The sequence below is a fragment of the Caulobacter sp. DWR1-3-2b1 genome, from assembly GCF_049895765.1.
In the GTDB taxonomy this organism is placed as follows: domain Bacteria; phylum Pseudomonadota; class Alphaproteobacteria; order Caulobacterales; family Caulobacteraceae; genus Caulobacter.
In genome coordinates this window covers 149,257-171,092 of sequence record NZ_JAFCSZ010000006.1, presented here as the reverse complement: position 1 = coordinate 171,092, position 21,836 = coordinate 149,257, and the positions used below count along the sequence as shown (strand labels likewise).

The 21,836-nt window shown below is 65.1% G+C and carries 24 protein-coding genes and 1 tRNA gene; 17 read left to right on the top strand and 8 right to left on the bottom strand.

The window, feature by feature from the left end; genetic code table 11:
• The first annotated feature begins 18 nt into the window (after window positions 1-18).
• Genes ACP69S_RS08560 through ACP69S_RS08550 form a run of 3 tightly spaced genes read left to right on the top strand, consistent with a single transcriptional unit; the run spans window position 19 to window position 2,221 of the window.
• The gene (locus ACP69S_RS08560) at window positions 19-1,014 is read left to right on the top strand and encodes a thiamine pyrophosphate-dependent dehydrogenase E1 component subunit alpha (RefSeq protein WP_425996230.1); all 996 of its coding nucleotides are present in this window, start codon (window positions 19-21) and stop codon (window positions 1,012-1,014) included.
• A complete protein-coding gene (locus ACP69S_RS08555) occupies window positions 1,011-2,003 on the top strand; it encodes an alpha-ketoacid dehydrogenase subunit beta (RefSeq protein ID WP_425996228.1) in 993 nt (330 codons plus the stop codon). Before ACP69S_RS08560 ends, ACP69S_RS08555 begins: the two co-directional genes overlap by 4 nt.
• A complete protein-coding gene (locus ACP69S_RS08550) occupies window positions 2,000-2,221 on the top strand; it encodes an alpha/beta fold hydrolase (RefSeq protein WP_425996226.1) in 222 nt (73 codons plus the stop codon). Before ACP69S_RS08555 ends, ACP69S_RS08550 begins: the two co-directional genes overlap by 4 nt.
• Before the next feature lie 22 nt (window positions 2,222-2,243).
• Here the strand turns inward: ACP69S_RS08550 and ACP69S_RS08545 are convergent, their stop codons facing one another.
• Window positions 2,244-3,065 carry an IS5 family transposase gene (locus ACP69S_RS08545; RefSeq protein ID WP_425996309.1) on the bottom strand — a complete coding sequence of 274 codons (822 nt, stop codon included), beginning with the start codon at window positions 3,063-3,065 and terminating at the stop codon, window positions 2,244-2,246.
• A 79-nt stretch (window positions 3,066-3,144) separates the two neighbouring features.
• Window positions 3,145-3,630 carry a hypothetical protein gene (locus ACP69S_RS08540; RefSeq protein WP_425996224.1) on the bottom strand — a complete coding sequence of 162 codons (486 nt, stop codon included), beginning with the start codon at window positions 3,628-3,630 and terminating at the stop codon, window positions 3,145-3,147.
• A 114-nt stretch (window positions 3,631-3,744) separates the two neighbouring features.
• Here ACP69S_RS08540 and dusA point away from each other — a divergent pair, with 114 nt between their 5' ends.
• Complete coding sequence (gene dusA / locus ACP69S_RS08535; protein ID WP_425996222.1) at window positions 3,745-4,764, top strand: tRNA dihydrouridine(20/20a) synthase DusA; 1,020 nt, start codon at window positions 3,745-3,747, stop codon at window positions 4,762-4,764.
• Here the strand turns inward: dusA and ACP69S_RS08530 are convergent.
• A complete protein-coding gene (locus ACP69S_RS08530; RefSeq protein WP_425996220.1) occupies window positions 4,761-5,276 on the bottom strand; it encodes a TIGR02281 family clan AA aspartic protease in 516 nt (171 codons plus the stop codon). The genes dusA and ACP69S_RS08530 overlap by 4 nt on opposite strands.
• A 258-nt stretch (window positions 5,277-5,534) precedes the next feature.
• Between ACP69S_RS08530 and ACP69S_RS08525 the strand changes: the two genes are divergently transcribed.
• Window positions 5,535-5,864 (top strand): hypothetical protein, encoded by a 330-nt coding sequence (locus ACP69S_RS08525; RefSeq protein WP_425996218.1) that lies wholly within the window; start codon window positions 5,535-5,537, stop codon window positions 5,862-5,864.
• Window positions 5,865-5,867: 3 nt separating this feature from the next.
• Here ACP69S_RS08525 and ACP69S_RS08520 read toward each other — a convergent pair whose 3' ends face one another.
• Window positions 5,868-6,083 (bottom strand): DUF1289 domain-containing protein, encoded by a 216-nt coding sequence (locus tag ACP69S_RS08520; protein WP_425996216.1) that lies wholly within the window; start codon window positions 6,081-6,083, stop codon window positions 5,868-5,870.
• A gap of 79 nt (window positions 6,084-6,162) precedes the next feature.
• On the opposite strand from ACP69S_RS08520, the gene ACP69S_RS08515 reads away from it, so the two are divergent.
• The 5 genes from ACP69S_RS08515 to ACP69S_RS08495 all read left to right on the top strand — a co-directional run bounded on the left by ACP69S_RS08515 (window position 6,163) and on the right by ACP69S_RS08495 (window position 10,632).
• Entirely contained in the window at window positions 6,163-6,489 is a 327-nt protein-coding gene (locus ACP69S_RS08515) for a hypothetical protein (RefSeq protein ID WP_425996214.1), read from the top strand.
• A gap of 48 nt (window positions 6,490-6,537) precedes the next feature.
• Window positions 6,538-7,419, top strand: a complete 882-nt coding sequence (locus ACP69S_RS08510) for a nicotinate-nucleotide--dimethylbenzimidazole phosphoribosyltransferase (RefSeq protein ID WP_425996212.1) — start codon at window positions 6,538-6,540, stop codon at window positions 7,417-7,419.
• A gap of 137 nt (window positions 7,420-7,556) precedes the next feature.
• Window positions 7,557-8,771 (top strand): acyl-CoA dehydrogenase family protein, encoded by a 1,215-nt coding sequence (locus tag ACP69S_RS08505; protein ID WP_425996210.1) that lies wholly within the window; start codon window positions 7,557-7,559, stop codon window positions 8,769-8,771.
• Window positions 8,772-8,958: 187 nt separating this feature from the next.
• Entirely contained in the window at window positions 8,959-10,104 is a 1,146-nt protein-coding gene (locus ACP69S_RS08500) for an acyl-CoA dehydrogenase family protein (RefSeq protein WP_425996208.1), read from the top strand.
• A 396-nt stretch (window positions 10,105-10,500) separates the two neighbouring features.
• Complete coding sequence (locus tag ACP69S_RS08495) at window positions 10,501-10,632, top strand: hypothetical protein (RefSeq protein WP_425996307.1); 132 nt, start codon at window positions 10,501-10,503, stop codon at window positions 10,630-10,632.
• A 55-nt stretch (window positions 10,633-10,687) separates the two neighbouring features.
• Here ACP69S_RS08495 and ACP69S_RS08490 read toward each other — a convergent pair whose 3' ends face one another.
• Both ACP69S_RS08490 and ACP69S_RS08485 read right to left on the bottom strand, forming a co-directional pair.
• The gene (locus tag ACP69S_RS08490) at window positions 10,688-10,993 is read right to left on the bottom strand and encodes a CC_3452 family protein (protein ID WP_425996206.1); all 306 of its coding nucleotides are present in this window, start codon (window positions 10,991-10,993) and stop codon (window positions 10,688-10,690) included.
• A gap of 67 nt (window positions 10,994-11,060) precedes the next feature.
• Window positions 11,061-11,669: a TIGR00730 family Rossman fold protein gene (locus ACP69S_RS08485; RefSeq protein ID WP_425996204.1), complete on the bottom strand. Its 609-nt coding sequence runs from the start codon at window positions 11,667-11,669 to the stop codon at window positions 11,061-11,063.
• Between the two features lie 93 nt (window positions 11,670-11,762).
• Here ACP69S_RS08485 and ACP69S_RS08480 point away from each other — a divergent pair, with 93 nt between their 5' ends.
• The 3 genes from ACP69S_RS08480 (at window position 11,763) to ACP69S_RS08470 (ending at window position 14,961) form a co-directional block, all read left to right on the top strand.
• Complete coding sequence (locus tag ACP69S_RS08480) at window positions 11,763-12,605, top strand: hypothetical protein (protein ID WP_425996202.1); 843 nt, start codon at window positions 11,763-11,765, stop codon at window positions 12,603-12,605.
• Complete coding sequence (locus tag ACP69S_RS08475) at window positions 12,602-14,461, top strand: ABCB family ABC transporter ATP-binding protein/permease (protein ID WP_425996200.1); 1,860 nt, start codon at window positions 12,602-12,604, stop codon at window positions 14,459-14,461. Before ACP69S_RS08480 ends, ACP69S_RS08475 begins: the two co-directional genes overlap by 4 nt.
• Window positions 14,462-14,523: 62 nt before the next feature.
• Window positions 14,524-14,961: a VOC family protein gene (locus tag ACP69S_RS08470; protein WP_425996199.1), complete on the top strand. Its 438-nt coding sequence runs from the start codon at window positions 14,524-14,526 to the stop codon at window positions 14,959-14,961.
• Window positions 14,962-14,967: 6 nt separating this feature from the next.
• Here the strand turns inward: ACP69S_RS08470 and ACP69S_RS08465 are convergent, their stop codons facing one another.
• Together ACP69S_RS08465 and ACP69S_RS08460 are read right to left on the bottom strand one after the other, a co-directional pair.
• On the bottom strand, window positions 14,968-15,378 hold the full coding sequence (locus tag ACP69S_RS08465; RefSeq protein WP_425996197.1) for a hypothetical protein: 411 nt from the start codon (window positions 15,376-15,378) through the stop codon (window positions 14,968-14,970).
• Window positions 15,379-15,591: 213 nt separating this feature from the next.
• Window positions 15,592-15,666 (bottom strand) — tRNA-Asn (locus ACP69S_RS08460).
• Window positions 15,667-15,959: 293 nt separating this feature from the next.
• Here ACP69S_RS08460 and ACP69S_RS08455 point away from each other — a divergent pair.
• From ACP69S_RS08455 to ACP69S_RS08440, 4 genes are all read left to right on the top strand, one after another.
• Window positions 15,960-16,532: a protein-L-isoaspartate O-methyltransferase family protein gene (locus ACP69S_RS08455; RefSeq protein ID WP_425996195.1), complete on the top strand. Its 573-nt coding sequence runs from the start codon at window positions 15,960-15,962 to the stop codon at window positions 16,530-16,532.
• Window positions 16,533-16,683: 151 nt separating this feature from the next.
• A complete protein-coding gene (locus ACP69S_RS08450; protein WP_425996193.1) occupies window positions 16,684-18,120 on the top strand; it encodes a TolC family outer membrane protein in 1,437 nt (478 codons plus the stop codon).
• A gap of 129 nt (window positions 18,121-18,249) precedes the next feature.
• Window positions 18,250-18,786, top strand: coding sequence for a PopZ family protein (locus ACP69S_RS08445; protein WP_425996191.1), 537 nt, complete (start codon window positions 18,250-18,252; stop codon window positions 18,784-18,786).
• A 151-nt stretch (window positions 18,787-18,937) separates the two neighbouring features.
• Window positions 18,938-21,775 carry a valine--tRNA ligase gene (locus ACP69S_RS08440; RefSeq protein ID WP_425996189.1) on the top strand — a complete coding sequence of 946 codons (2,838 nt, stop codon included), beginning with the start codon at window positions 18,938-18,940 and terminating at the stop codon, window positions 21,773-21,775.
• Window positions 21,776-21,836 lie beyond the last annotated feature (61 nt).

The window sequence follows — 21,836 nt, the reverse complement described above, 5'->3', positions numbered from 1 at the left end:
ACCATCCCCGAGGAAGTCATGGCAGAGCAGAGCAACAGTCCGGCCCCAAGCACGGAGACGCTGGTCGACATCTACCGGCGTATGCTCCGCATCGAGCGCAATGACGACACGATCCGCAAGGCGATGCGCCAGGGCAAGCTGATCATGCCCTACTATTCGGCGCGGGGTCAGGAAGTCATTCCTTCGGCCATTTCCTCACTGCTGACCAACGACGACATGATCTGCACGATCTATCGCGGCATCCACGACATGGTCGCCAAGGGTATGCCGCTGCGGCCGCTGTGGGCCGAGATCGCTGGGCGTGTCGACGGCACCTGCAAGGGTAAGGGCGGGCCGATGCACCTGACGCACCCGGAAACGGGTGTGATGGTGACGACGGGGATCGTGGGCTCCTCGATGCCGATCGCCAATGGCCTCGGCTGGGCCGCCCAACTGGATGGCAGCAAACGGGTCAGCATCGCCTATTTCGGGGATGGCGCGTCCAACATCGGGGCCTTCCACGAGTCGCTGAACCTGGCGTCGCTATGGAAGCTGCCCGTGATCTTCGTCTGCCAGAACAACGGGTTCGCCGAGCACACGCGCTATGAAAACGGCACCTCGGTAGACTTCATCTCCAAGCGCGCCATTGGCTACGGCATGCCGGGCTTCACCGTGGACGGCAACGATCCCTGGGCCATGTACGCCGCAGCCTATGAGGCCATCCGGCGGGCGCGCGATGGGGAGGGGCCAACCTTGCTCGAGTGCAAGACGTTCCGCTTCCTGGGCCATGTGCTGGGCGACGACGACAAGTACATGACCAAGGAAGAAAAGGCCGCCGCGATCGCCGCCGATCCGCTGCCGATCTTCCGCGCTCGCCTGATCGCCGAGGGCCACGCGACCGAAGACCAACTGACCAAGATGCAGGCCGATATTCAGGCCGAAGTGGATGACGCAATGGAGTTCGGGCTGGCCAGCGCCTACCCGTCCCTCGACGAAATCCGCCGCGACGTGTTTGCTACGGAGATCCCCGCATGACCGAGACTGTCAAAATGCACGCCATTCAGGCGGTCAACGCGGCGCTGCACCAGGCCATGGCCGAGGACCCAAAGGTCCTCGTCTTTGGCGAAGATATCGGCGACCGCGAAGGCGGCGGCGTGACCGGCGCTGCTGTCGGCCTCTCCACCAAGTTTGGCGACCTTCGCGTCAGGTCGACGCCGATTTCGGAGCAGGCGATCATGGGTGCGGCGATCGGCGCTGCGCTGGCGGGCTACAAGCCCGTCGCCGAGATCATGATGATGAACTTCACGGCCGTCTGCATGGACATGATCGTCAATCATGCGGCCAAGCTGCGCTTCATGTCCGGTGGGCAGAGCACTGTGCCGATCACCATCCGCACCCTCACGGGCGCTGGCTGGCAGACCGCCGGCCAGCACGCCGACCATCTCGAGGGGTGGTTTGCCCATACGGCCGGGATCAAGGTCGTCGCCCCGTCCAATCCGGCGGACTACAAGGGCCTGTTGCTCTCGTGTATCCAGGACCCCGATCCCTGCATCATCATCGAGTCGGCCGGCACGCTGTTCATTCCAGGCGACGTTCCCGTCGATCAGGGGCCTATTCCGCTGGGCAAGGCCAATGTCGTGCAGGAAGGCAGCGATGTGACTATCGTTTCCTGGTCGTCGATGGTGGTGCGCAGCCTGCAGGCTCTGGCCCCATTGGCCGAGGCCGGCATCTCGGTCGAACTGGTCGATCTGCGGACGGTGTCGCCCTGGGACAAGGAAGCCGTGCTCAAGTCCGTCGCCAAGACAGGCTGCTGCATCGTTGTCCACGAGGCCGTCCGGGCCTTCGGTCCCGGGGCGGAAATCGCGGCCACGGTCAACGAGGAGCTGTTCGGTAAACTGAAGGCTCCCGTACGCCGCCTCGGCGCGCCCTATTCGCCAGTACCGTTCTCCAAGCCGCTTGAAGACGTCTACATGGTGTCGGTGGACACCATCGTCGCGACCGTCAAGGAAGTGATGGGAAAATGACCCAGGTCCCGGCCTTTGCCCTCCTCCACGGAGGAGGGCATGGGAGCTGGGTCCGGGAAGAGACTGTCCGCGCCCTGGAAGCCCGGGGCGCGGCGGTCCTGGCTCTTGATGTGCCAGGCTGCGGCGCCAAGCGCGGGCGAGAAACGCTGGAGCTCGGCGTTGAGGCGGTGGCCGATGAACTGCTCGCCGATATCATGGCTTCTGGTCTAAAAGTCTGACTCATAATGTTTCTGATTGTGATCAGAGGGTTGCGAGCCTTCGGGTCATGAGCTGGACCGATGCCATGAAGAGCCATGCGGTTGAGCTTTCGAGAGTGGCCTCGAAGTCCTTGGCCAGGCGTCGGTTTCGGCCGAGCCAGGCGAAGGTGCGCTCCACGACCCATCGGCGGGGCAGCAGCACGAAGCCCTTGGCGGTGTCGGATCGCTTGATGATCTCGATCTTCCAGTCGCCGCGTCCGGCCATGGCGTGTCGCAGCTTGTCGCCGGCATAGCCGCCGTCGGCGAAGACCTGGCGCAGCCAGGGGAAGCTGGATCGGATCGCGGTCAGGACTTCGGGCGCGCCGTCGCGATCCTGGATATCGGCTGTATGGACCCGGGCTGTGACCAGCAAACCGCCAGTGTCGGTGAGGATGTGGCGCTTGCGGCCCTTGATCTTCTTGCCTGCGTCATAGCCGCAAGGCCCACCGCTTTCGGTGGTTTTGACGCTCTGGCTGTCGATCACTCCGGCGCTGGGCGAGGCCTGGCGCCCCGCCGCCTCACGGCAGGCCATCAGCAACAGATGATTGATCGAGGTCCAAAGGCCGCTGTCGCGCCAGGCGTAGAAATGGCGCTGAACCGTCGTCACCGGCGGGAAGTCCCCCGGCAGCATCCGCCACGGCAGGCCGCTGCGTAAAACATACAGCAGGGCGTTGGTGATCGTCCGCCGGGACCACTTGGCCGGTCGCCCCAGCCGAGACCGCGCCGGGACCAGCGGTTCCAGAACCGCCCATTCCTCGTCCGTCAGATCGCTTGAATACCGCAGGCCCTTTCGGGCATGCCTGCGCCGAGTGGTTTCGGTCCAAATGTCAAATTCCGTTGTTGGTTCGCACCTCCAACAGAATCACAAGTGCCTGAAATCACCCAACTTCATTTCGGGTCAGCCTCTAAATGAACAAAGGCGACGCGGGCCACATCGACCTGGTCGGGGCGGGTCTCGATATCGTGTAGCGCGCGACGCAGATCAACACGGTCTTGATCGTGCCGATGTACATCCCCACCGTCACGGGCCCCGCTCCACCCTCGGCGCGCCGTTTGCCGAAGCCGATGATCCTTAGCCGGTCGAGTTCGGCGAATTTCGTCTTACCGACCGGATCGGTCTTCAGCATCTTGAGCATGTCGAGCTTGGTTCGCCCGATCCTTTTACTCACCGACTTCAGGTCCGCGATATGAAGGTCCATCAGGTTGGCCAGAGTTCTCTTGTCAGCGATACGTGTGGGCTTGGGTTTGCCGCCCCGGTCGATGGTGCTTTCGGCAGCCGTGGCCCAACGCCGCGCGTCCTCGCGCTGATGGAAGGTCTCGCATATATAGCAGCCCTTGCGCCGAACGACGGCGCGCCAGGATCCGGACGGGAGCTTCACGAACGTGGCCAATTTTCGCGTACTCCCTGTGTACAGTGACGCGTCGTACCGTGGCGAAAAGTAGCGTGTCCTGGCTTATTCTGGCGTGTACACGCCCACCCTCAACTCATTGATTATCTTCTAAAAATGCAGCAATTTCAAGCACATAGATTCTCTATTGCACCTATGATGGACTGGAGCGACCGTCATTGCCGGTCGTTGCATCGCACCCTGTCGAGCCGGGCGTTGCTGTATTCTGAGATGGTGACCAGCGGCGCCATCGTGCACGGTGATCGTGAGAAGCTGCTGGGCTTTGATAGGGGACAGCACCCTGTCGCCTTGCAACTGGGTGGCTCTGATCCTGTCGAACTGGCGCTGGCGGCGCGTATTGGCGAGGATTTTGGCTATGACGAGATCAATCTGAACGTCGGCTGCCCTTCAGATCGCGTGCAGAGCGGCCGTTTCGGCGCTTGCCTGATGCGCGAGCCCCAACTGGTCGCTGAGTGCATGGCGGCGATCAAGGACGCAGTGGCGGTTCCGGCGACGGTGAAGTGCCGCATTGGCGTGGATGACCAGGATCCACAGGAGAGCCTGTTTGCCCTGGTCGACGCCAGCGCCGCCGCCGGAGTCGACAGCTTTGTAGTCCATGCCCGCAAGGCCTGGCTGAAGGGGCTATCGCCAAAGGAGAACCGTGACATCCCGCCGCTGGACTACGAGTTGGTCTATCGGCTGAAGCGCGAGCGCCCCAACTTGACGATTGTGATCAATGGCGGTGTCACCGACCTCGATGCGGTCGAGACCCATCTTCAACATGTGGACGGCGTGATGCTGGGGCGCTCGGCCTATCACGAGCCGGGCCTGCTGGGTGCGGTGGACCGACGGGTGTTCGGCGAGGCTGATGCGGATGTCTCGGAGTTCGAGGTCGTCGAACGCTTCAAGCCCTATCTCGCCGAGAAACTGGCTGCTGGCGTGCATCTGGCGGCCATGAGTCGGCACATGCTGGGCCTGTTCCACGGCCTGCCAGGGGCGCGGGCGTGGCGGCGAATCCTGACCGTCGAGGGCGTGCCGGCTGGAGCAGGGATCGAGGTCGTGGATCGGGCTCTGGACGCGGTGCGCCAGGCGATGGAGGCGCGGGAGGCCCGGTTCGCCGAGAGCGTTCTCGCCTAAGGGTGCAGGATCAGCGCGCGAGGCGTAGCCTCGAAGCGCGAGAGCCGGCCCAGATAGCTCATGCCCAGCAGCGAGGTTTCGAGGCCTTTCTCGATGACCAGGGCGTCGACGTCGCGCACGCGAGCGCCGGCGATGGCGACGCTGGCCAGCTTCACCGAGGCAGCGCGAGTGCGACCGTCGGCAGTGATTACGCTGTAGTCGTAGTTTAGCTTGTCGGTGTCGATCCCCAGACGCTGGGCGTCGGCCAGGCTGAGCGAGACGGCGGTGGCGCCAGTATCGACCAGAAAGCGCACGGCCTTGCCATCCACGGTCGCCTCGGCCCAGAAGTGGCCGTCGGCGCCCTTGGTCAGTTGGGCCGCGCCTTCGGAGCCGCCCAGCGTGGCGTTGGCGGCCGTCGGCGCGCGCAGCTCCGGTTGGCGCAGGTCATCCAGTGACACCACGGCCTTGGCGGCTCCCACCGCCGAGAGCGCTCCCACCATCGCGATAGCCGCGAACTTCAACATCGAAGACATCCCGCCTTGAAAGGCTTTGTGACCGTTTTCTTCGGCCGTTGACGTCGACCTTAGAGCGACAGGCGTTTGCAAGCGGTGAATCGGATCGCCGAATTATTGCGTATAGTTAATGATCCGGTAATCGTGATTACCGTTTTCCGATAAACACTGTGATTAAACTTGTGTAATGAAATACATGTCGTCGAATTAACTTCATCTGTGTTTTAGCCGGCAGTATCTCTCTGCCGAGCAAAGAGTTGCTTATCGAGGGAACGGACAATGAAAACGATCATCATGGCTGCCGCCATTGCTACGGCGCTGACCGGCGTCGCTCAGGCCGCACCGAAGGTAACCGACAACCAATTCCTCCAGGCGGCGCGCTGCCGCGGCCTGGCGTCGTCGGAAGGGCTCGGCCAGCTCAACACTCAGGCCGTTGACCTGCTGCTGCGTACCGAGGGCTACCCGCGTCCCCTGGCCGTCAAGCTGTCCTCCAATACCAAGATCAAGGCTGCCCAGACGGAAGGCGACAAGGCCACGGGCGCCAAGAAGGAAAAGCTGCTGGCTGAACGTCAGGGCGCCTGCGCCAGCTGGCTGAAGGGCGGCGAGTAAGGCTTAGCCTTGGCCGGCCATCAGGCTGGCCACAGGATCCGGACGATCGGGGAGGGCGGCCATGATGGCGGCCCTCTCCTGATCGCTCAGGCGGCCCCAGCCAGCGATTTCCGGCAGGGTTCGGCGGCACCCAAGGCAGTAGCCGCTAAGGCCGTCCACGGCGCAGACCTTCACGCATGGCGTGGTGATCGGGCGGGGCGGGGAAACGGTCGGGTCCATACGCAATTGTCTCCGGTTCGCGAGCGCGGCGCAACGTCCGGCGTGGTCCGAGCTGTATGTCTTCATTCCGAGGGTTCCAATGACCATTGCTCGTTTCACCTGCGCCGCCTTGGCCATTGCCGTTGCGACGCCCGTGCTCGCCGCGTCTCGGCTGACCGACAGCCAGTTCGTCCAGGCCTCGCGTTGCCAGGCATTGGCGAAGGCGTCGAGCCTTGGCGCTGCCGACGCCACCGGGTTCGAGGCCTTGGTCAAGGCCCAACGGCAAGCGCGCGTTGATCACATTGTCGACAAGGCTTCGGACGCCGCGAGCACGGCGAACAGCCAGGCGAAACGGGCCGATGGCGCCATCCGGGCCGACCTGGTCGCTGAGCGAGACGGTCCCTGCCAAGCCTTGCTGGCCAGCTAGACGCCAACCGACTTTACAAGACCGGACGCGGGCGCCAAAGCCCGCGCCATGACCGCTTCACCGTTCGACGACATTCGCGCCTTGGCTTCCAGTCCGCCGGCGGCCGGCGCCGCGCCCGCCCTGGTTCAGTCCGACCGACTGGCGGAGATATCGTCCTGGCTCACGGCCTGGACGGGCAAGACTCCGCCTGCTGTCAACCGGCCGGTGGTGGCGCTCTATGCAGGAGCTCGTCAGGGCGTGGGGCCCCGCGGCTATGCGCGGGACCGGCTGGAAGCCGTCGCCTCCGGCGGCGCGACGGTCTGCCGGCTGGCCGGCGCGCAAGGCGCGGGCCTGGAGGCCTTCGATCTTGCCGTGGATCGCCCGACGCCCAACGCCGTCGACAAGGCCGCGATGAGCGAGAAGGAGTGCGCCGCGACCATGGCCTTCGGCATGGAGGCTCTGGCCAAGCAGCCGGACCTGCTGATCCCAGGCGTTATCGCCGCCGAAACCGACATGATCGCCTCGTGCGTCGCCCTGGCCCTGTTCGGTGGCGAGGCCAGCGACTGGACCGACGCGCCTGACCTGGTGGTCGCCGCCGTGGAGCGCGCGCGGGAGGAGGGCGGCCTCGGAGATCCGCTGCAGGTCCTGCGTCAGCTTGGCGGTCGGGAGACCGCGGCCGTGGCGGGCGCGATCCTGGCAGCGCGGGTGCAGACTATCCCGGTGTTGCTTGACGGCTACGCTGCCTGCGCCGCTGCAGCCGTGCTTTACAAGATTGATCCGGGCCTGTTGGATCATTGCATTGCCGCTCATGCCGGCGCCGCGAAAGGCCATGCACGGCTGCTGGCGGCTATCGACAAGCCACCACTTCTGGCGCTCGATATCGTCGACGAGGAAGGGGTGGGCGGCGCTCTCGCTCTCGCCCTCGTCAAGCTGGCTTGCGAGGCGCGATAGGCTTCTAACTGAACGCGGATCATATTCGTTTCCGTTGACGCTAACGTCATCTTTCCAAACGCTCGTTCGACATCTATCGTGGCGCCCGACACAACAAATCGGCCCCTCCCCAAGGAGGCCGAAACCGGGAGCCCGCCATGAATCTCGACTTCTCGCCCGAGGACGTCGCCTTCCGCGACGAAGTCCGCGCCTTCATCGCCGAGACCTATCCGGCCGGCCTGCGTGAAAAGCAGGAGGAGGGCGAGGAAATGGCGAAGGAGGACTTCCTGTCCTGGCACCGCGCCCTGGCGAAAAAGGGCTGGGTTGCCCCAGCTTGGCCCGAGAAGTTCGGCGGTCCGGGCTGGACCTCGGTTCAGCGCTACATCTGGTCGGAAGAGACCGCCCGCGCCGACTGCGTGCCCATCCTGCCGTTCGGCATCAACATGGTCGGGCCGGTGATCTACACCTTCGCCACGCCCGAGCAGAAGGAACGTTTCCTGCCGCCGACCCTGTCGGGCGACATCTGGTGGGCGCAGGGCTATTCCGAACCGGGCGCCGGTTCCGACCTGGCCAGCCTCAAGACCAAGGCAGAGCGCTTCACCGGCGACGACGGCAAGGAATATTACCTGGTCAACGGCCAGAAGACCTGGACCACCCTGGCCCAGCACGCCGACTGGATCTTCTGTCTGGTCCGCACTGATCCTGTGGCCAAGATCCAGGAAGGCATCTCGTTCCTGCTGATCGACATGAAGTCGCCGGGCGTCACCGTGCGTCCGATCATCACCCTGGGCGGCGAGCACGAGGTCAACGAAGTCTGGCTCGAGAACGTCAAGGTGCCGGTCGAGAACCGCATCTTCGACGAGAACAAGGGCTGGACCTGCGCCAAGTTCCTGCTGGCCCACGAGCGCTCCGGCATCGCCGGCGTCGCCCGCTCCAAGCGCGGCATCGAGCGCATCCGCGCCATCGCTTCCATTGAGCTCTCGGATGACGGCGAGGCCCTGCTGAAGGATCCGGTGTTTAAGCGCAAGGTCGCCGAACTGGAGATCGACCTGACCGCCCTGGAGTTCACCGAGTTGCGCACCCTGGCGGGCGAAGCGGCCGGCAAAGGTCCCGGTCCGGAATCCAGCGTCCTGAAGATCAAGGGCACCGAGATCCAGCAACGGATCACCGAGCTCGTCCTGGAAGCCGCCGGCCACTATGGCGCGCCGTACTTCCGTGGCTTTCCGAAGGACGGCGACAACGCCCATCCGATCGGTCCCGATTTCGCTCATCGCTCGGCGCCCCACTATTTCAACGTCCGCAAGACGTCGATCTATGGCGGCTCCAACGAGATCCAGCGCAACATCATCGCCAAGATGGTGCTGGGGCTCTGATCTTTCTGCCTTCTCCCCCCGCGGGAGAAGGTGTCGCGCAGCGACGGATGAGGGGTTTCCCTGATCCGTCCGCGTGACCCCTCATCCGACCCCGGCTGACGCCGGGGCCACCTTCTCCCGCAAGGGGAGAAGGGTCTCGAACAAGGACCGCGCCGAGCGGTCGAACAAAAAGACGGGAAACCCTGGGATGGATTTCAACTTCACCGAAGAGCAGTCGATGGTCCGCGACACGGTCGCGAGCTTCCTGCAGGACAAGTACGACTTCGAGACCCGCCGGAAGATCGTGGCCTCCGAGAGCGGCTGGCGCGCCGATCACTGGAAGGCCTTCGCCGAGGAGCTTGGCGTCCTGGGAGCCTCGTTCAGCGAAGAGCTGGGCGGCCTGGGCGGCGGAGCCATCGACAACATGATCATCATGGAAGAGTTCGGCAAAGCCCTGGTCATCGAGCCCTATCTGGGCACGGTCGTGGTCGGCGGCGGCTTCATGAAGCACTCGGGCTATGCGGGCGCGGCCTCGGTCATCGAAGGCATCATCGGCGGCGCGACCACCATCGCCTTCGCCTATGCCGAACCCCAGGGCCGCTACACCTGGCGTGACCTTAAGACGACCGCCAAGAAGGACGGCTCGGGCTATGTCCTGAACGGCCACAAGGCCGTCGTGGTCGGCGCGCCGTTCGCTTCGCACCTGATCGTTACGGCCCGAACCGGCGGCGCCCAGCGCGACGCTGGCGGCGTGTCGGTGTTCCTGATCGACAAGAGCCTGCCGGGCATCGTCACCCGCGACTATCCCACCGTGGATGGCGGCCGTGCTTCGGAAGTCTTCTTCGAGAACGTCTCCATCCCCGCCGACGCCCTGATCGGCGCCGAGGGCGAGGGCCTGCCGCTGATCGACAAGGTGATCGACGAGGCCACCGCCGCCGTCGGCGCGGAAGCTGTCGGCGTGCTGCGCAAGCTGCATGGAGGCACGCTCGACTACGCCAAGCAGCGCAAGCAGTTCGGCACCGCCATCGCCAACTTCCAGGTGCTTCAGCACCGGATGGTCGACATGTTCATCAATGTCGAGCAGGCCGTCTCGATGACCTATATGGCCACCATCAAGATCGACGAGGACGACGCCACCCGCGCCAAGGCCGTCTCGGCGATGAAGGTTCAGATCGGCCGGGCCTGCAAGTTCGTGGGCCAGAACGCCATCCAGATCCATGGCGGCATGGGCATGACCGACGAGCTGGCCATAGGCCACTATTTCAAGCGCGCCTCGATCATTGAGGGCCTGTACGGCTCTGTCGATCATCACCTGAAGCGATACGAATCCGTGTCGTTCGACGCAGCAGCCTAGCGACGAGGCGGCGACGCCCACGGAGCATCGACGAAAACATTGAAAACCGCCTGCGTCATGCCGACGCGGGCGGTTTTTTCTTTAGCTCCGTCGCAGTTTCGTCCTTCCAGACCGCTCGCATGGCGCTCAAAGGTCGCCGCTTCGATCCGCGCGCCTGGGAAGCCGGGCCGCACAGGGTTTATGCGTTTCGGTGATCTAATAACTACCGTGTACTGAATAAATAGCGCTACCCGAGCGGCATCAAAAAACGGCATGTTCCGTGCGCTGATATAGTCCGTTTACGGATTAAATAACTTGCGAACCACGTAGTTCGGCGCATGCTTTCCTTCGACGCGCTGACGACTAGGAGGGGACCGCCCCTGTAAGCCGCGCGCGTCTCCTGGTCCAACGGCCTGTCTGGGAGACGCCGCCATGAACGTATCTAAGATGAACCACGCCATGATGTCATTCGCCCTGCTGGGCGGGATGCTCGTCGGCGGAAGATCCACTCCGGCGCCCAAGCCGCCCAAGCCCACCAAGAGCAAATAGGCTCAAGCCCAGCATAGAAGGGGCGATCCGCACGCGCGGATCGCCCCTTTGCGCATCAGGGCTTGGCGGCCGTGTTGCATTCGGCGATGGCGGCTTCGTCAAGGGCTTCGCCGCGATAGTTGAACGCCGTGACGGCGCCCAGTTGGCCCACCAGCTTGCGACAAGCGCGCAGGCTGGGCAGCGACTTCACCTTGGGCGCCTTGCATACGTCGGTCTTGCAGCGCCACAGGGCGCCGTCCTGGATCAGGTGGTCTGCCGTGCCCGGCGACTTCAGGGTCAACCAGGCGCTCTCTGTGTCGGCGGCGAAGGCCGGTGCAGACAGCAGGGCGCAGGCCGTCAGGCCCATAAGAAGGGTACGCATTGTGTGTTTTCCTATCCCCGCGCCGGTGGGAGTCCGACGCTGGCGGATAGTGCGTTTCTTTTGGAAACTATGTCAACTGCCGAACACTTGTTGGAGCGCCGCTTTGATAGGTTTCCGCGCCCCATGACAAGAGCGCCGGGGTGATATCGTCGGCATCCGCAACCGATCGCCAGCAATCGACCAGCGAGGGTGGGGTCAGCCTCTCGTCGATGGTGTGCTGCAGCAGGACAAACAGCGGGTCCCAGAAACCGCGCGGATTGTGGAACACGATGGGCTTCTGGTGCAGGTCCAGCCGCCGCCAGGAGAGGAGCTCGATGATCTCCTCCAAGGTCCCGATGCCGCCCGGCAGCACGACAAAGGCGTCGGCCTGTTCGAACATCAGCATTTTCCGCTCGTGCATGTTGTCGACCACGACGGTCTCGACATCGTCGAACGGCTGCTCGCGGCCGGTCAGGAACTTGGGGATGATCCCAAGCACGCGTCCGCCGGCGGCGTGGGCGCCGCGCGCCGTCGCGCCCATCAGGCCAACGCCCCCGCCGCCATAGATCAGCTTCAGGCCCGCCTTGGCGAAGCTCGCGCCGATCTGGCTGGCGGCCGCGATAAAGGCGGGATCGGCGTCATTGGAGGAACCGCAATAGACGCAGACCGAGTCCAGGCGCCTAGACTCATCGGGCATCGTCGTCCACTCCAACAAAAGAAAGGGCGCGCCAGGCCGGCGCGCCACCTATGTAAACGTCGGCGCGGTTCGTCGCGCCGACAAGAGCGACGCATGATCAGGATTTGCACCGCCCGTTTCAAGTCACGGCTCGTCCGAGGCGCAGTTATCGGGATCCTGGCCGGGATCAGCCTCGCGCTCGGCGCCTGCGACGGATCCGGGCAGGACGAGTGGCGACCCAAGAGCGCGCCGCCCTCGACTCAGACCGACGCCTCCGAGGCCGGCTATATCGCGCCGCCGCATATCTTGCAGGCAGAGCGTGAGCCGACGGGTCTGGTGCTGAAAGGCGCTGGCGCGCCGGAAGCCAGCGTGCGGCTGGGCGCCCCGACCGGTGAAACCGTCGTCGGCCAGATCGACGCCGGCGGACGCTGGAGCCTGACCGTGCCGGCAAGCGACGGCGTTCGCCTGTACGGCCTTTCGATGACGCGCGGTGGCCGCACAGTTCAGGGCCAGGGCTATGTGATGGTCACGCCCGATGGCGACGTGGCGCTGCTGCGGGCCGGCGCGGGCGCCCGGCGCCTGGCGCCGGGATCGGCATCCCCAAATATCCTTGCGGTCGACGTCGACCGGGGGGGCGGCGCGGTGATCTCGGGCATGGCTACGCCGGGCGCGGGGCTAGGCGTCCGTGTTGATCGCACCCCGCGCGCTGTCGGTCAGGCCGGCGATGATGGGCGCTTCTCGCTGTCCCTGAGCGAACCACTCGGGGCGGGAGCCCGCGACATTCAGGTCAGCGGCGAGGGCGGCGAGCAAAGGATCACGGTCGTGGTTTCGCCCGCCGCACCGCTGGTCGACGGGCCGGTTCGCGCCCAGCGCGTTGATGTCGGCTGGCGCGTTGACTGGATGACACCGGGCGGCGGCGTACAGACAACGCTGATTATCCAGGCCCCTGCACGGTGAGGGGTTTCGGCACGGCGCCGTCAGCGCGTGAGGCGGTTGCAGGCGCAGTGGCGCCGCCAGTCGTCCGTGTGCGCTTCTGGAGTGCGATGGGCGATCTTTTCCGATTGGTCCTGCGCTCGAACGCGCCGGGCCTGCGCTGGCGCATCACCCTGGCTCTGGCCTTCACCCTTATCGGCAAGGCTCTCGGCGTTCTGGCTCCCTTGCTGCTGGGCGCGGCCGTCAACCGGTTGGCGGCGGGGCAGAGCGCGGCGGTCGTTGTCAGTTGGACCTTCGCCGGCCTGGCGACGGCTTGGGCCTTGGTGCGTTTTATTTCGGCGGCGGCGCCCCAGGCGCGGGACGCAGTCTTCACGCCCGTGGCCCAGGCGGCCCAGAACCGGGCGGCGGTCGAGACCTTCGCCCATGCCCTTTCGCTGTCGATAGACTTCCATCAGTCCAAGCGCACAGGATCTCTATCGCGCGTCATTGATCGCGGCGCGCGGTCAATGGACTTCCTGCTGCGCAGCCTGGTCTTCAACCTGGGTCCGACCGCGATCGAGCTGCTGATGGCGGCCGTCGTGCTAGCCAAGGCCTATGACTGGCGGTTCGCCGCCATCGCCCTGCTCACCGTCGGTGTTTACGGTTACATTACCTTCGCCATTTCCGACTGGCGCATCGGCCATCGCCGGGCGCTGAACGAGGCCGACGCCGAGGCCGCAGGCCGGGCGGTGGATTCGCTGATCAACTACGAGACCGTCAAATCCTTCGGCGGAGAGGACCGCGCGGTCGGGGGCTACAAGAGCGCGCTCGACGTCTATGGCGACGCCCAGGTCAAGTCGACCAACTCCCTGACTGTACTCAACATCGTCCAGGCGGCGGTCATGAGCCTGGGCTTGGGCGCGATGGCCGTGCTGGCGGGCATGGAAGCCTCCGCGGGACGCATGGGGCCGGGTGACGTCACGGCCGCCGTGCTGATCCTGATAAATCTCTATGCGCCGCTGAATATCCTTGGCTTTGCCTATCGCGAGATTCGCCAGTCGTTCATCGACATGGAAGCCATGCTCGACCTGCGTCGTCAAAGCGCCGACGTGGCCGATGCGCCAGACGCCATCGACCTGCCGCCCTGCGCCGACCAGCGCGGCGGGGCTGTGGTGTTCGAGGCCGTGTCGTTCCGCCATGGCGCGCGCTCGGAAGGGCTAAAGGACGTCAGCTTCTCGATCCCGCCCGGGACCACGGTGGCCATCGTCGGACCTTCGGGCGCGGGCAAGACCACCCTGGTGCGCCTGGCGCTGCGAATGATCGACCCGCAGGCTGGGAAGATCACCCTCGACGGCTGCGACCTGCGCGACCTGCGTCAGGCCTCTCTGCGCGGCGCGATCGCTCTGGTCCCGCAGGATGTAGCCCTGTTCAACGAGACCGTGCTCAGCAACATCGGTTTCGCCAGGCCCGAGGCCACGGAGGCCGAGATCTGGGCGGCTGCCGAGGCCGCCGAACTGGGCGAGTTCATCCGCAACCTGCCCGAAGGCATGGCCACCAAGGTCGGCGAACGGGGGCTGAAGCTGTCTGGCGGCGAGCGCCAGCGGGTTGGCATCGCCCGGGCCTTGCTGGCCCAGCCCCGCGTTCTGATTCTTGACGAGGCGACCAGCGCTCTGGATAGCCGCACCGAAGCGGCGATCCAGGAGACCCTGCGCAAGGCCAGGGCAGGGCGCACCACGCTGGTGGTGGCTCACCGGCTCTCGACCATCGCCGACGCGGACGAGATCGTGGTCCTGCGCAGGGGCAGGATCGTCGAGCGCGGCGCCCATGCCGCCCTGCTGGAGGCCGGCGGCGAGTATGCGGCTCTGTGGCGGCGCCAGACGCGGGAAAAGCCGGCCACCTGACTGGCCTTCGCGTAACCGCGCCGAAGGTCTATATCCGTCGCACACAGTTTCGGAGTTTCGCCTTGCGCTATCTGCACACCATGGTCCGCGTCCGCGATCTGGACGCCTCGCTGCGGTTCTATTGCGAGGGCTTGGGCCTGACCGAAATGTACCGGATGGAAAACGACAAGGGCCGCTTCACCCTGGTGTTCCTGGCCGCGCCGGAAGACGTGGAACTGGCCGTGGAGCGCAAGGCGCCGCTGGTCGAGCTGACTTACAATTGGGACCCCGAGGACTATGACGGCGGCCGCAATTTCGGCCATCTGGCCTATCGGGTCGACGACATCTACGAGACCTGCCAGCGCCTGATGGATATGGGCGTAACCATCAACCGCCCGCCGCGCGACGGGCACATGGCGTTCGTGAGATCGCCTGACAATATCTCGGTAGAGCTGCTACAGCACGGCAGCCTGCCCCCCGCCGAGCCGTGGGCGTCGATGCCCAATACCGGCGCCTGGTAGTCCCGATCAGGCGCGGGCCGAAGCCAGCTCCTCGAGTCGCCGCCGAGGGTGATCGGCTATGGCCGCCCAGACCAGCTGTTCCAGGCGCAGGCGATAGGCGGCCTCATATCCGGTCGTGAAGGGTGATTGAGCGCTGCCTGGCGGCTGAATCGCCAGCGCCCGCGCCAGCTGCTTGCGGGCCAGGACAGCCTCCCGATCGACCGGGATCTCCATGCGTTCCACCGCGATCCAGTGATCCAGCTCCATGGTCGCCTTGACGGCGGTCTGGATCAGAGCCGGCAGGGAGTGGATGTCCTGACGCGACTCGATCTCCATCACGGGGACAATGGCCTGGGGATCCTCGACCTTGAACTCAAGTGTGGCGATAACGCGTTGCAGGGTCGCGGGCCAGTGGTCGTCGGCAGTGATCATGGTCAAGCCATAGCGCCGACGGCGGCGTCGGAGAAGCGTCGCGTAGCGTTGTTGGCTTGGCCATGGAACCCTGCGGCCCTTTGGGGCGCAGTCGACGTCCCCAAATCGGGGAAGTGGCGAGACGAAGCAGCCGCTGGCGGCGCGGAACAAGGCTCAGGAGTGTTTGGAAGGGGAAAGCGCGACCTCCGCCGAAGCGAAGGTCGCTGCTCAAGCCAGAGGTGGCTCCGCGGGTAGGATTCGAACCTACGACCAGCCGGTTAACAGCCGGCTGCTCTACCACTGAGCTACCGCGGAACAGGTCGCCTCAGGAAGAGGCCGGGTGATAGCCGCCTCGTTGACTCGGCGCAAGCGCCTTCGAACAAAAAAACAGCCCGGCTTGTGACCGGGCTGTGAAAGTCAGTGATGGTGGGCGCCTTCAAAGAAGACACTCGAAAACTGCGCGTTTATAGTTAATCGGGTCTTAATTTCAGGCGGCGCCATAAGGTCGCAACCGGTCCTTCCTCCCCTTCGCAACCTGTTCGCATTGCCTTGGGGGGAGGGGCGGACCTATAAGCCTGCTCGAACGCCTAGTCCGACCGAGGGATTCCATGAGCACCGATTTCGCCGCCGCGCGGCTGAACATGGTGGAAAGCCAGATCCGCACCGCCGACGTCACCGACCTGCCTTTGCAGGACGCGCTGCGCGTGGTGGCCCGCGAGGCCGTGGTCCCGGCGAGCAAGGCCTATCTGGCCTATGCCGACGCCGAGGTCGAATATGCGCCAGGCCGCTGGCTGCTGCGCCCGCGCGATGTGGGCAAGTTGCTGCAATACCTGAAGCCTCGCGCGGGCGAGAAGGCCTTGGCCATCGCCGCGCCCTATGCTGCCGTTGTTCTTGAAACCATGGGCCTTTCGGTCACCCGCCTCGATGGCGACGACCTGAAGAGCCCCGCCGGCGCCGGCTACGACATCATCATCTGCGAAGGCGCGGTCGGCGTGGCTCCCGCCGCTTGGACCCAGGCCCTGGCGGTCGGCGGTCGGCTTGGTGTCGTGGAGCGCGGCGGCCCTGTCGGACAGGCGACCATCTATGTTCATGCCGAAGACGGTATCGGGCGCCGGACCGTGTTCGACTCCACGCCGCCGGTTCTGGCGGGCTTCTCCGCCGAGCCGGGCTTCGCATTCTAGTCCGAACCGGGCAGGGTCTTTTGTGTTGTAGAAACATGCGCGCAACGTGTGGGTGAAAAAAGCTTAACTGGCGGCCGGTGGCGGTCAGCCCTACACGCGCTCATATGTTAAGTGCGGGCGCGAGCGTCGTGTGTCTTGGGGATAGAACTTGATGTCGAATAGCCGTCGGGCCGGATTGTTGGCCGCCGCTTGCAGCTTGGGCCTGATGGCCGGCTTCGTGTCCGCCGCCCAGGCCGAGACGCTGACCGACGCTATCGCCCTGGCGTATCAGACCAATCCCACGTTGCAGCAGCAGCGCGCGACGCAGCGCGCCACCGACGAAAGCGTGGTTCAGGCCAAGACGGCCTTCCGGCCGACGGCCAGCCTTTCAGCCGACGTCACCGAGGCCCGTAGCGATCCGAACGGCGGTGCGAGCATCGAGACCTCGGGCAGCGGCGCGGTCCTGTCCATCAGTCAGCCGCTCTATACGGGCGGCAAGGCCAGCGCCAACCTGACAGCCGCCGAAGCCGACGTGCTGTCAGCCCGCGAAAGCCTGCGCAATGTCGAACAGAACGTCCTGATCAATGTGATCCAGGCCTATGTCGATGTTCGGCGCGACGAGGAGCGCCTACGCATCTCGCAGGAGAACGTTTCGGTTCTGGGCCGCCAGCTCGACGAATCCAACGCCCGTTTCGAAGTGGGCGAGATCACGCGCACCGACGTTGCTCAGTCGCAGGCTCGCCGCGCGGCGGCTCAGGCCGCCCTCAGCTCGGCCCAGGCCCAGCTGTCGATCAGCCGCGCGGGCTATGCCGCCATCGTCGGCCAGAACCCGACCGATCTGGTTGCCGAGCCCTCGCTTGCAGCCTTGCTTCCGCCGACGGTCGAGCAAGCCTTCGACGCCGCCGAGAACAACAATCCGCAAGTCGCGGCCGCGCGCTTCAATGAACGCGCCGCGGCGGCGCGTGTGGCCTCGGCCCGCGCTTCGCGTCGGCCCACCGTGTCGGCTCGGGCGCAACTGGGCTACGACGCCAACGAGGTCAACGGTCGTGGCGATCAGTTCTCCGACTATGACCGGCAACTGTCGGGGGCTGTAACCGCCTCGATCCCTCTGTTTACCGGCGGTCTGATTTCGTCCCAGGTTCGCGCCGCCGCCGAGCGCGAGAACGCCGCGCGCATCGCCGTGGAAGGCGCCAAGCGCGCCGCTCTGCAATCGGTTTCCAATGCGTGGAGCAGCTTGCTGGCCTCGCGTTCCAACCTGGTCTCGAACGAAGAACAGGTCCGCGCCGCGCGCATTGCCTTCGAAGGCGTGCGTCAAGAGCAGCAGGTCGGTCTGCGCACCACCCTGGACGTACTGAACGCCCAGCAGGAATTGCGCTCGGCCGAGCTGGCCCTGGTCTCGGCCCGTCGCGACGAATATGTCGCCAGCGCCAGCGTGCTTCAGGCCATGGGCGCTCTGAACATTGCCTCTCTGGCCCCGGACGTCGCCGTCTACGACCCGAAGACCTCGTACAATCGCGTCAATCACGCCCTGGGATGGGTGCCGTGGGAGCCGGTGGTGCAGGTCATCGACAAGGTCGGCGCACCGTCAACCAAGCCTTCCTCGAAGTAGACCTCACCGCGTCGATTTCGCCCACCTGCGATCCTTGCGCTTGCTTAAGCCGCGCAAGTCTGCACCATCGGGGGTAAGCGCCCCTTGGGGTGCGCAAGGATTCGTACCTCTTTCCGACGGCCCCCGCACATGTCCGACCAGAGCTCTCAAGAACCGACGATGGAGGAGATCCTCGCCTCCATCCGGCGCATCATCTCCGAAGATGACGCTCCGGCGGAGCCCGAGGCCGCAGCGGCGCCCGCGCCTGAGCCCGAACCTGAGTATCAGGCTCCGGCCGAAGACGACGTGCTTGAGCTGACCGATCCGATCGAACCGGAACCCGGTTACAAGCCGGAACCTGGGCCGGTCGAGAGCCTCGGTGATCTCGACGTCTATTCGCCGCCCTCGCCCGCGCCGGAACCTGCCTATACGCCGCCGGCTCCGTCGTTCAATCGCGACGATGTGGCCGAGACCCTGGTCGGCGATCACGCCTCCAACCTCGCCGCCAGCGCCTTTGGCAGCCTGAGCTCGGCCCTGCTGATGCCCAAGGACGGCCGGACGCTGGAAGATGTGGTCCATGAGTTGCTGCGCCCGCTGCTCAAGGAGTGGCTGGACCAAAACCTGCCGCGCATCGTCGAGACCAAGGTGGAAGAAGAAGTCCACCGCATCGCGCGCGGTCGCGTATAAAATCGGGTCTCGCGACAGCTTCGGCTGCAGCGCGGACCTCGAAACCTGAAGAGGCGGTCGCTCCGGCGACCGCCTTTTTCCGTTCAAATCCTTCCTGAATCCAGGCCACCCGGTTTCGCGCGGCGGCCGCAGATGGCATACCCGCACCGCCATGCTAGACAAGACCTTCGATCCCAAAGCCGCCGAACCCCGCCTGTACGCCGCCTGGGAGGCCTCCGGGGCCTTCAAGCCGAGCGAGGATCCGAACGCCGAGCCGTTCGTGATCGTCATCCCGCCGCCGAACGTAACGGGCTCGCTGCACATCGGCCATGCGCTGAACAACACGCTGCAGGACGTGCTGACCCGCTTCCACCGCATGCGCGGCAAGGCGGCCCTGTGGCTGCCGGGCACCGACCACGCGGGCATCGCCACCCAGATGGTGGTCGAGCGCCAGCTGGCCGCCGCCGGCAATGCCGGTCGCCGCGACATGGGCCGCGAAGCCTTCGTCGAGAAGATCTGGGAATGGAAGGCCGAGAGCGGCGGCACGATCATCAACCAGCTGCGCCGCCTGGGCGCCAGCTGCGACTGGTCGCGCGAGCGCTTCACCCTGGACGAGGGCCTGTCGGCCGCCGTCCGCAAGGTGTTCGTCCAGCTGTACAAGCAAAACCTGCTCTACCGCGACAAGCGGCTGGTCAACTGGGACCCGCAGTTCCAAACCGCCATCTCCGACCTTGAGGTCGAGCAGAAGGAGGTCGACGGCCACTATTGGCACTTCGCCTATCCGTTGGCCGACGGCGTGACCTTCCAGTACCCGGTCGCCTTCGACGAGGACGGCAAGGCCACCGAGTTCGAGACCCGCGACTTCATCGTCGTGGCCACCACACGCCCCGAGACGATGCTGGGCGACACCGCCGTCGCCGTTCACCCGAGCGATGAGCGCTACAAGGACCTGGTCGGCAAGCACGTCGTGCTGCCGATCGTCGGCCGCCGTATCCCGATCGTCGCCGACGACTATGCCGACCCGACCAAGGGCTCCGGCGCGGTAAAGATCACCCCGGCCCATGACTTCAACGACTTCGGCGTCGGCAAACGCCATGGCTTGGAAGCCATCAACATTCTGACGCCCGATGCGCGCCTGAACGACACCGTGCCCGCTGAGTATCAAGGTCTTGACCGTTTCGTGGCCCGCAAGGCGATCATCGCCAAGGCCGAGGAGGACGGCTGGCTGCGCGAGATCGAGAAGACCAGGCACATGGTCCCGCACGGCGACCGCTCCGGCGTGGTCATCGAGCCCTATCTGACCGACCAGTGGTACGTCGACGCCAAGACCTTGGCGCAACCGGCCCTGAAGGCCGTCGAGAATGGCGACACCGTCTTCGAGCCAAAGCACTGGGAAAAGACCTACTTCGAGTGGCTGCGCAACATCGAGCCCTGGTGCGTGTCGCGCCAGCTCTGGTGGGGCCACCGCATTCCGGCGTGGTTCGGTCCCAAACTGTCAGCCGACGGTGAACCTCAGTACGTTGAGGGCCAGTTCGAGATCTTCGTCGCTGAGACCGAAGAGGAGGCGCTTGCCGAAGCGCAAGCTCACTACTCGAAGCTCGGCTTCAATAAGCGGATCAAGGTTCTTGCATCCGCTCAGGTATCCCTGAGCGACGCGAGCTATTCGGCCGCCAACGAGATCGGTCTTTTCCGCGACGAAGACGTTCTCGACACCTGGTTCAGCTCCGCCTTATGGCCGTTCTCGACCCTGGGCTGGCCGGAGAAGACCACGGACGTCGCCCGCTTTTACCCGACCAGCACCCTGGTCACCGGCTTTGACATCATCTTCTTCTGGGTCGCCCGGATGATGATGATGGGCATCCACTTCATGGGCGAAGTTCCGTTCAAGCAGGTGTTCATCAACGCCCTCGTCCGTGACGAGAAGGGCGCCAAGATGAGCAAGTCCAAGGGCAATGTGATGGACCCCTTGGTCCTGATCGACGAACTGGGCTGCGACGCCGTGCGCTTCACCATGACGGCGATGTCGGGTCAGGCGCGCGACATTAAACTATCGAAGCAACGCATTGAAGGTTATCGCAACTTTGGCACCAAGCTGTGGAACGCCTCGCGCTTCGCCCAGATGAACGAGTGCGTCCGCGTCGAGGGCTTCGATCCCGCGACCGTCCAGCAGCCGATCAACAAGTGGATCCGTGGCGAGACCGTCAAGACCGTCGCCGAAGTGACCCGCGCCCTTGAAGCGCCGTCGTTCGATGCGGCCGCCGGCGCGCTCTACAAGTTCATCTGGAACGTTTTCTGCGACTGGTATCTGGAGCTGGCCAAGCCGGTTCTGAACGGCGACGACGCCGCCGCCAAGGCCGAGACCCGCGCCACCGCGGCTTGGGCGCTGGACGTGATCCTCAAGCTTCTGCACCCGGTGATGCCGTTCATCACCGAGGAGCTGTGGGACAAGACCGCCGAGTTTGGCCCCAAGCGCGATGGCCTGCTGATTTCGGCCAAGTGGCCGGAGCTGCCGGAAAGCTGGATCGACGCCGCCGCCGAGGCCGAGATCGGCTGGCTGGTGGACACCGTCAGCGAGATTCGCTCGGTGCGCGCCGAGATGAATGTGCCCCCGGGCGCCAAGCCGCCTCTGACCCTGATCGGCGCCAGCGCCGAGACCAGGGCGCGCCTGGCCCGTCACCGCGACCTGCTGCTGACACTGGCTCGTCTGGACAGTGCCCGTGAAGCCGACGCGCCTCCGACTGGCGCCGTGCCCTTCGTGCTGGGCGAGGCGACCGGCGCTCTCGCCATCGCCGAGTTCATCGACCTGGCGGCCGAGAAGGCGCGTCTGACCAGGGAAATCGCCGGCCATGTCGGCGAGATCGAGAAGACCGCCAAGAAGTTGAACAATCCCGACTTCCTGGCTCGCGCCAAGGAGGAGGTCGTCGAGGAAAATCGCGAACGCCTCGCCGAGGCCGAAGCGGCCAAGGCCAAGCTGGAGGCGGCGCTCGTCCGACTAGCGTCGGTCGGGTAGGGCGCGCTGGTTCTGTTCGACGTTTGAGGGCGGTGTCGCTAAGGCGTGCCGCCCTTTTCCT

Bases quoted from the DNA above. Each gene is read 5' to 3' on its own strand.
- ACP69S_RS08560 (WP_425996230.1), top strand. From the start codon at position 19: ATGGCAGAGCAGAGCAACAGTCCGGCCCCAAGCACGGAGACGCTGGTC.
- ACP69S_RS08555 (WP_425996228.1), top strand. From the start codon at position 1,011: ATGACCGAGACTGTCAAAATGCACGCCATTCAGGCGGTCAACGCGGCG.
- ACP69S_RS08550 (WP_425996226.1), top strand. From the start codon at position 2,000: ATGACCCAGGTCCCGGCCTTTGCCCTCCTCCACGGAGGAGGGCATGGG.
- dusA (WP_425996222.1), top strand. From the start codon at position 3,745: ATGCAGCAATTTCAAGCACATAGATTCTCTATTGCACCTATGATGGAC.
- ACP69S_RS08530 (WP_425996220.1), bottom strand. From the start codon at position 5,276: ATGTCTTCGATGTTGAAGTTCGCGGCTATCGCGATGGTGGGAGCGCTC.
- ACP69S_RS08525 (WP_425996218.1), top strand. From the start codon at position 5,535: ATGAAAACGATCATCATGGCTGCCGCCATTGCTACGGCGCTGACCGGC.
- ACP69S_RS08520 (WP_425996216.1), bottom strand. From the start codon at position 6,083: ATGGACCCGACCGTTTCCCCGCCCCGCCCGATCACCACGCCATGCGTG.
- ACP69S_RS08515 (WP_425996214.1), top strand. From the start codon at position 6,163: ATGACCATTGCTCGTTTCACCTGCGCCGCCTTGGCCATTGCCGTTGCG.
- ACP69S_RS08510 (WP_425996212.1), top strand. From the start codon at position 6,538: ATGACCGCTTCACCGTTCGACGACATTCGCGCCTTGGCTTCCAGTCCG.
- ACP69S_RS08505 (WP_425996210.1), top strand. From the start codon at position 7,557: ATGAATCTCGACTTCTCGCCCGAGGACGTCGCCTTCCGCGACGAAGTC.
- ACP69S_RS08500 (WP_425996208.1), top strand. From the start codon at position 8,959: ATGGATTTCAACTTCACCGAAGAGCAGTCGATGGTCCGCGACACGGTC.
- ACP69S_RS08490 (WP_425996206.1), bottom strand. From the start codon at position 10,993: ATGCGTACCCTTCTTATGGGCCTGACGGCCTGCGCCCTGCTGTCTGCA.
- ACP69S_RS08485 (WP_425996204.1), bottom strand. From the start codon at position 11,669: ATGCCCGATGAGTCTAGGCGCCTGGACTCGGTCTGCGTCTATTGCGGT.
- ACP69S_RS08480 (WP_425996202.1), top strand. From the start codon at position 11,763: ATGATCAGGATTTGCACCGCCCGTTTCAAGTCACGGCTCGTCCGAGGC.
- ACP69S_RS08455 (WP_425996195.1), top strand. From the start codon at position 15,960: ATGAGCACCGATTTCGCCGCCGCGCGGCTGAACATGGTGGAAAGCCAG.
- ACP69S_RS08450 (WP_425996193.1), top strand. From the start codon at position 16,684: ATGTCGAATAGCCGTCGGGCCGGATTGTTGGCCGCCGCTTGCAGCTTG.
- ACP69S_RS08445 (WP_425996191.1), top strand. From the start codon at position 18,250: ATGTCCGACCAGAGCTCTCAAGAACCGACGATGGAGGAGATCCTCGCC.
- ACP69S_RS08440 (WP_425996189.1), top strand. From the start codon at position 18,938: ATGCTAGACAAGACCTTCGATCCCAAAGCCGCCGAACCCCGCCTGTAC.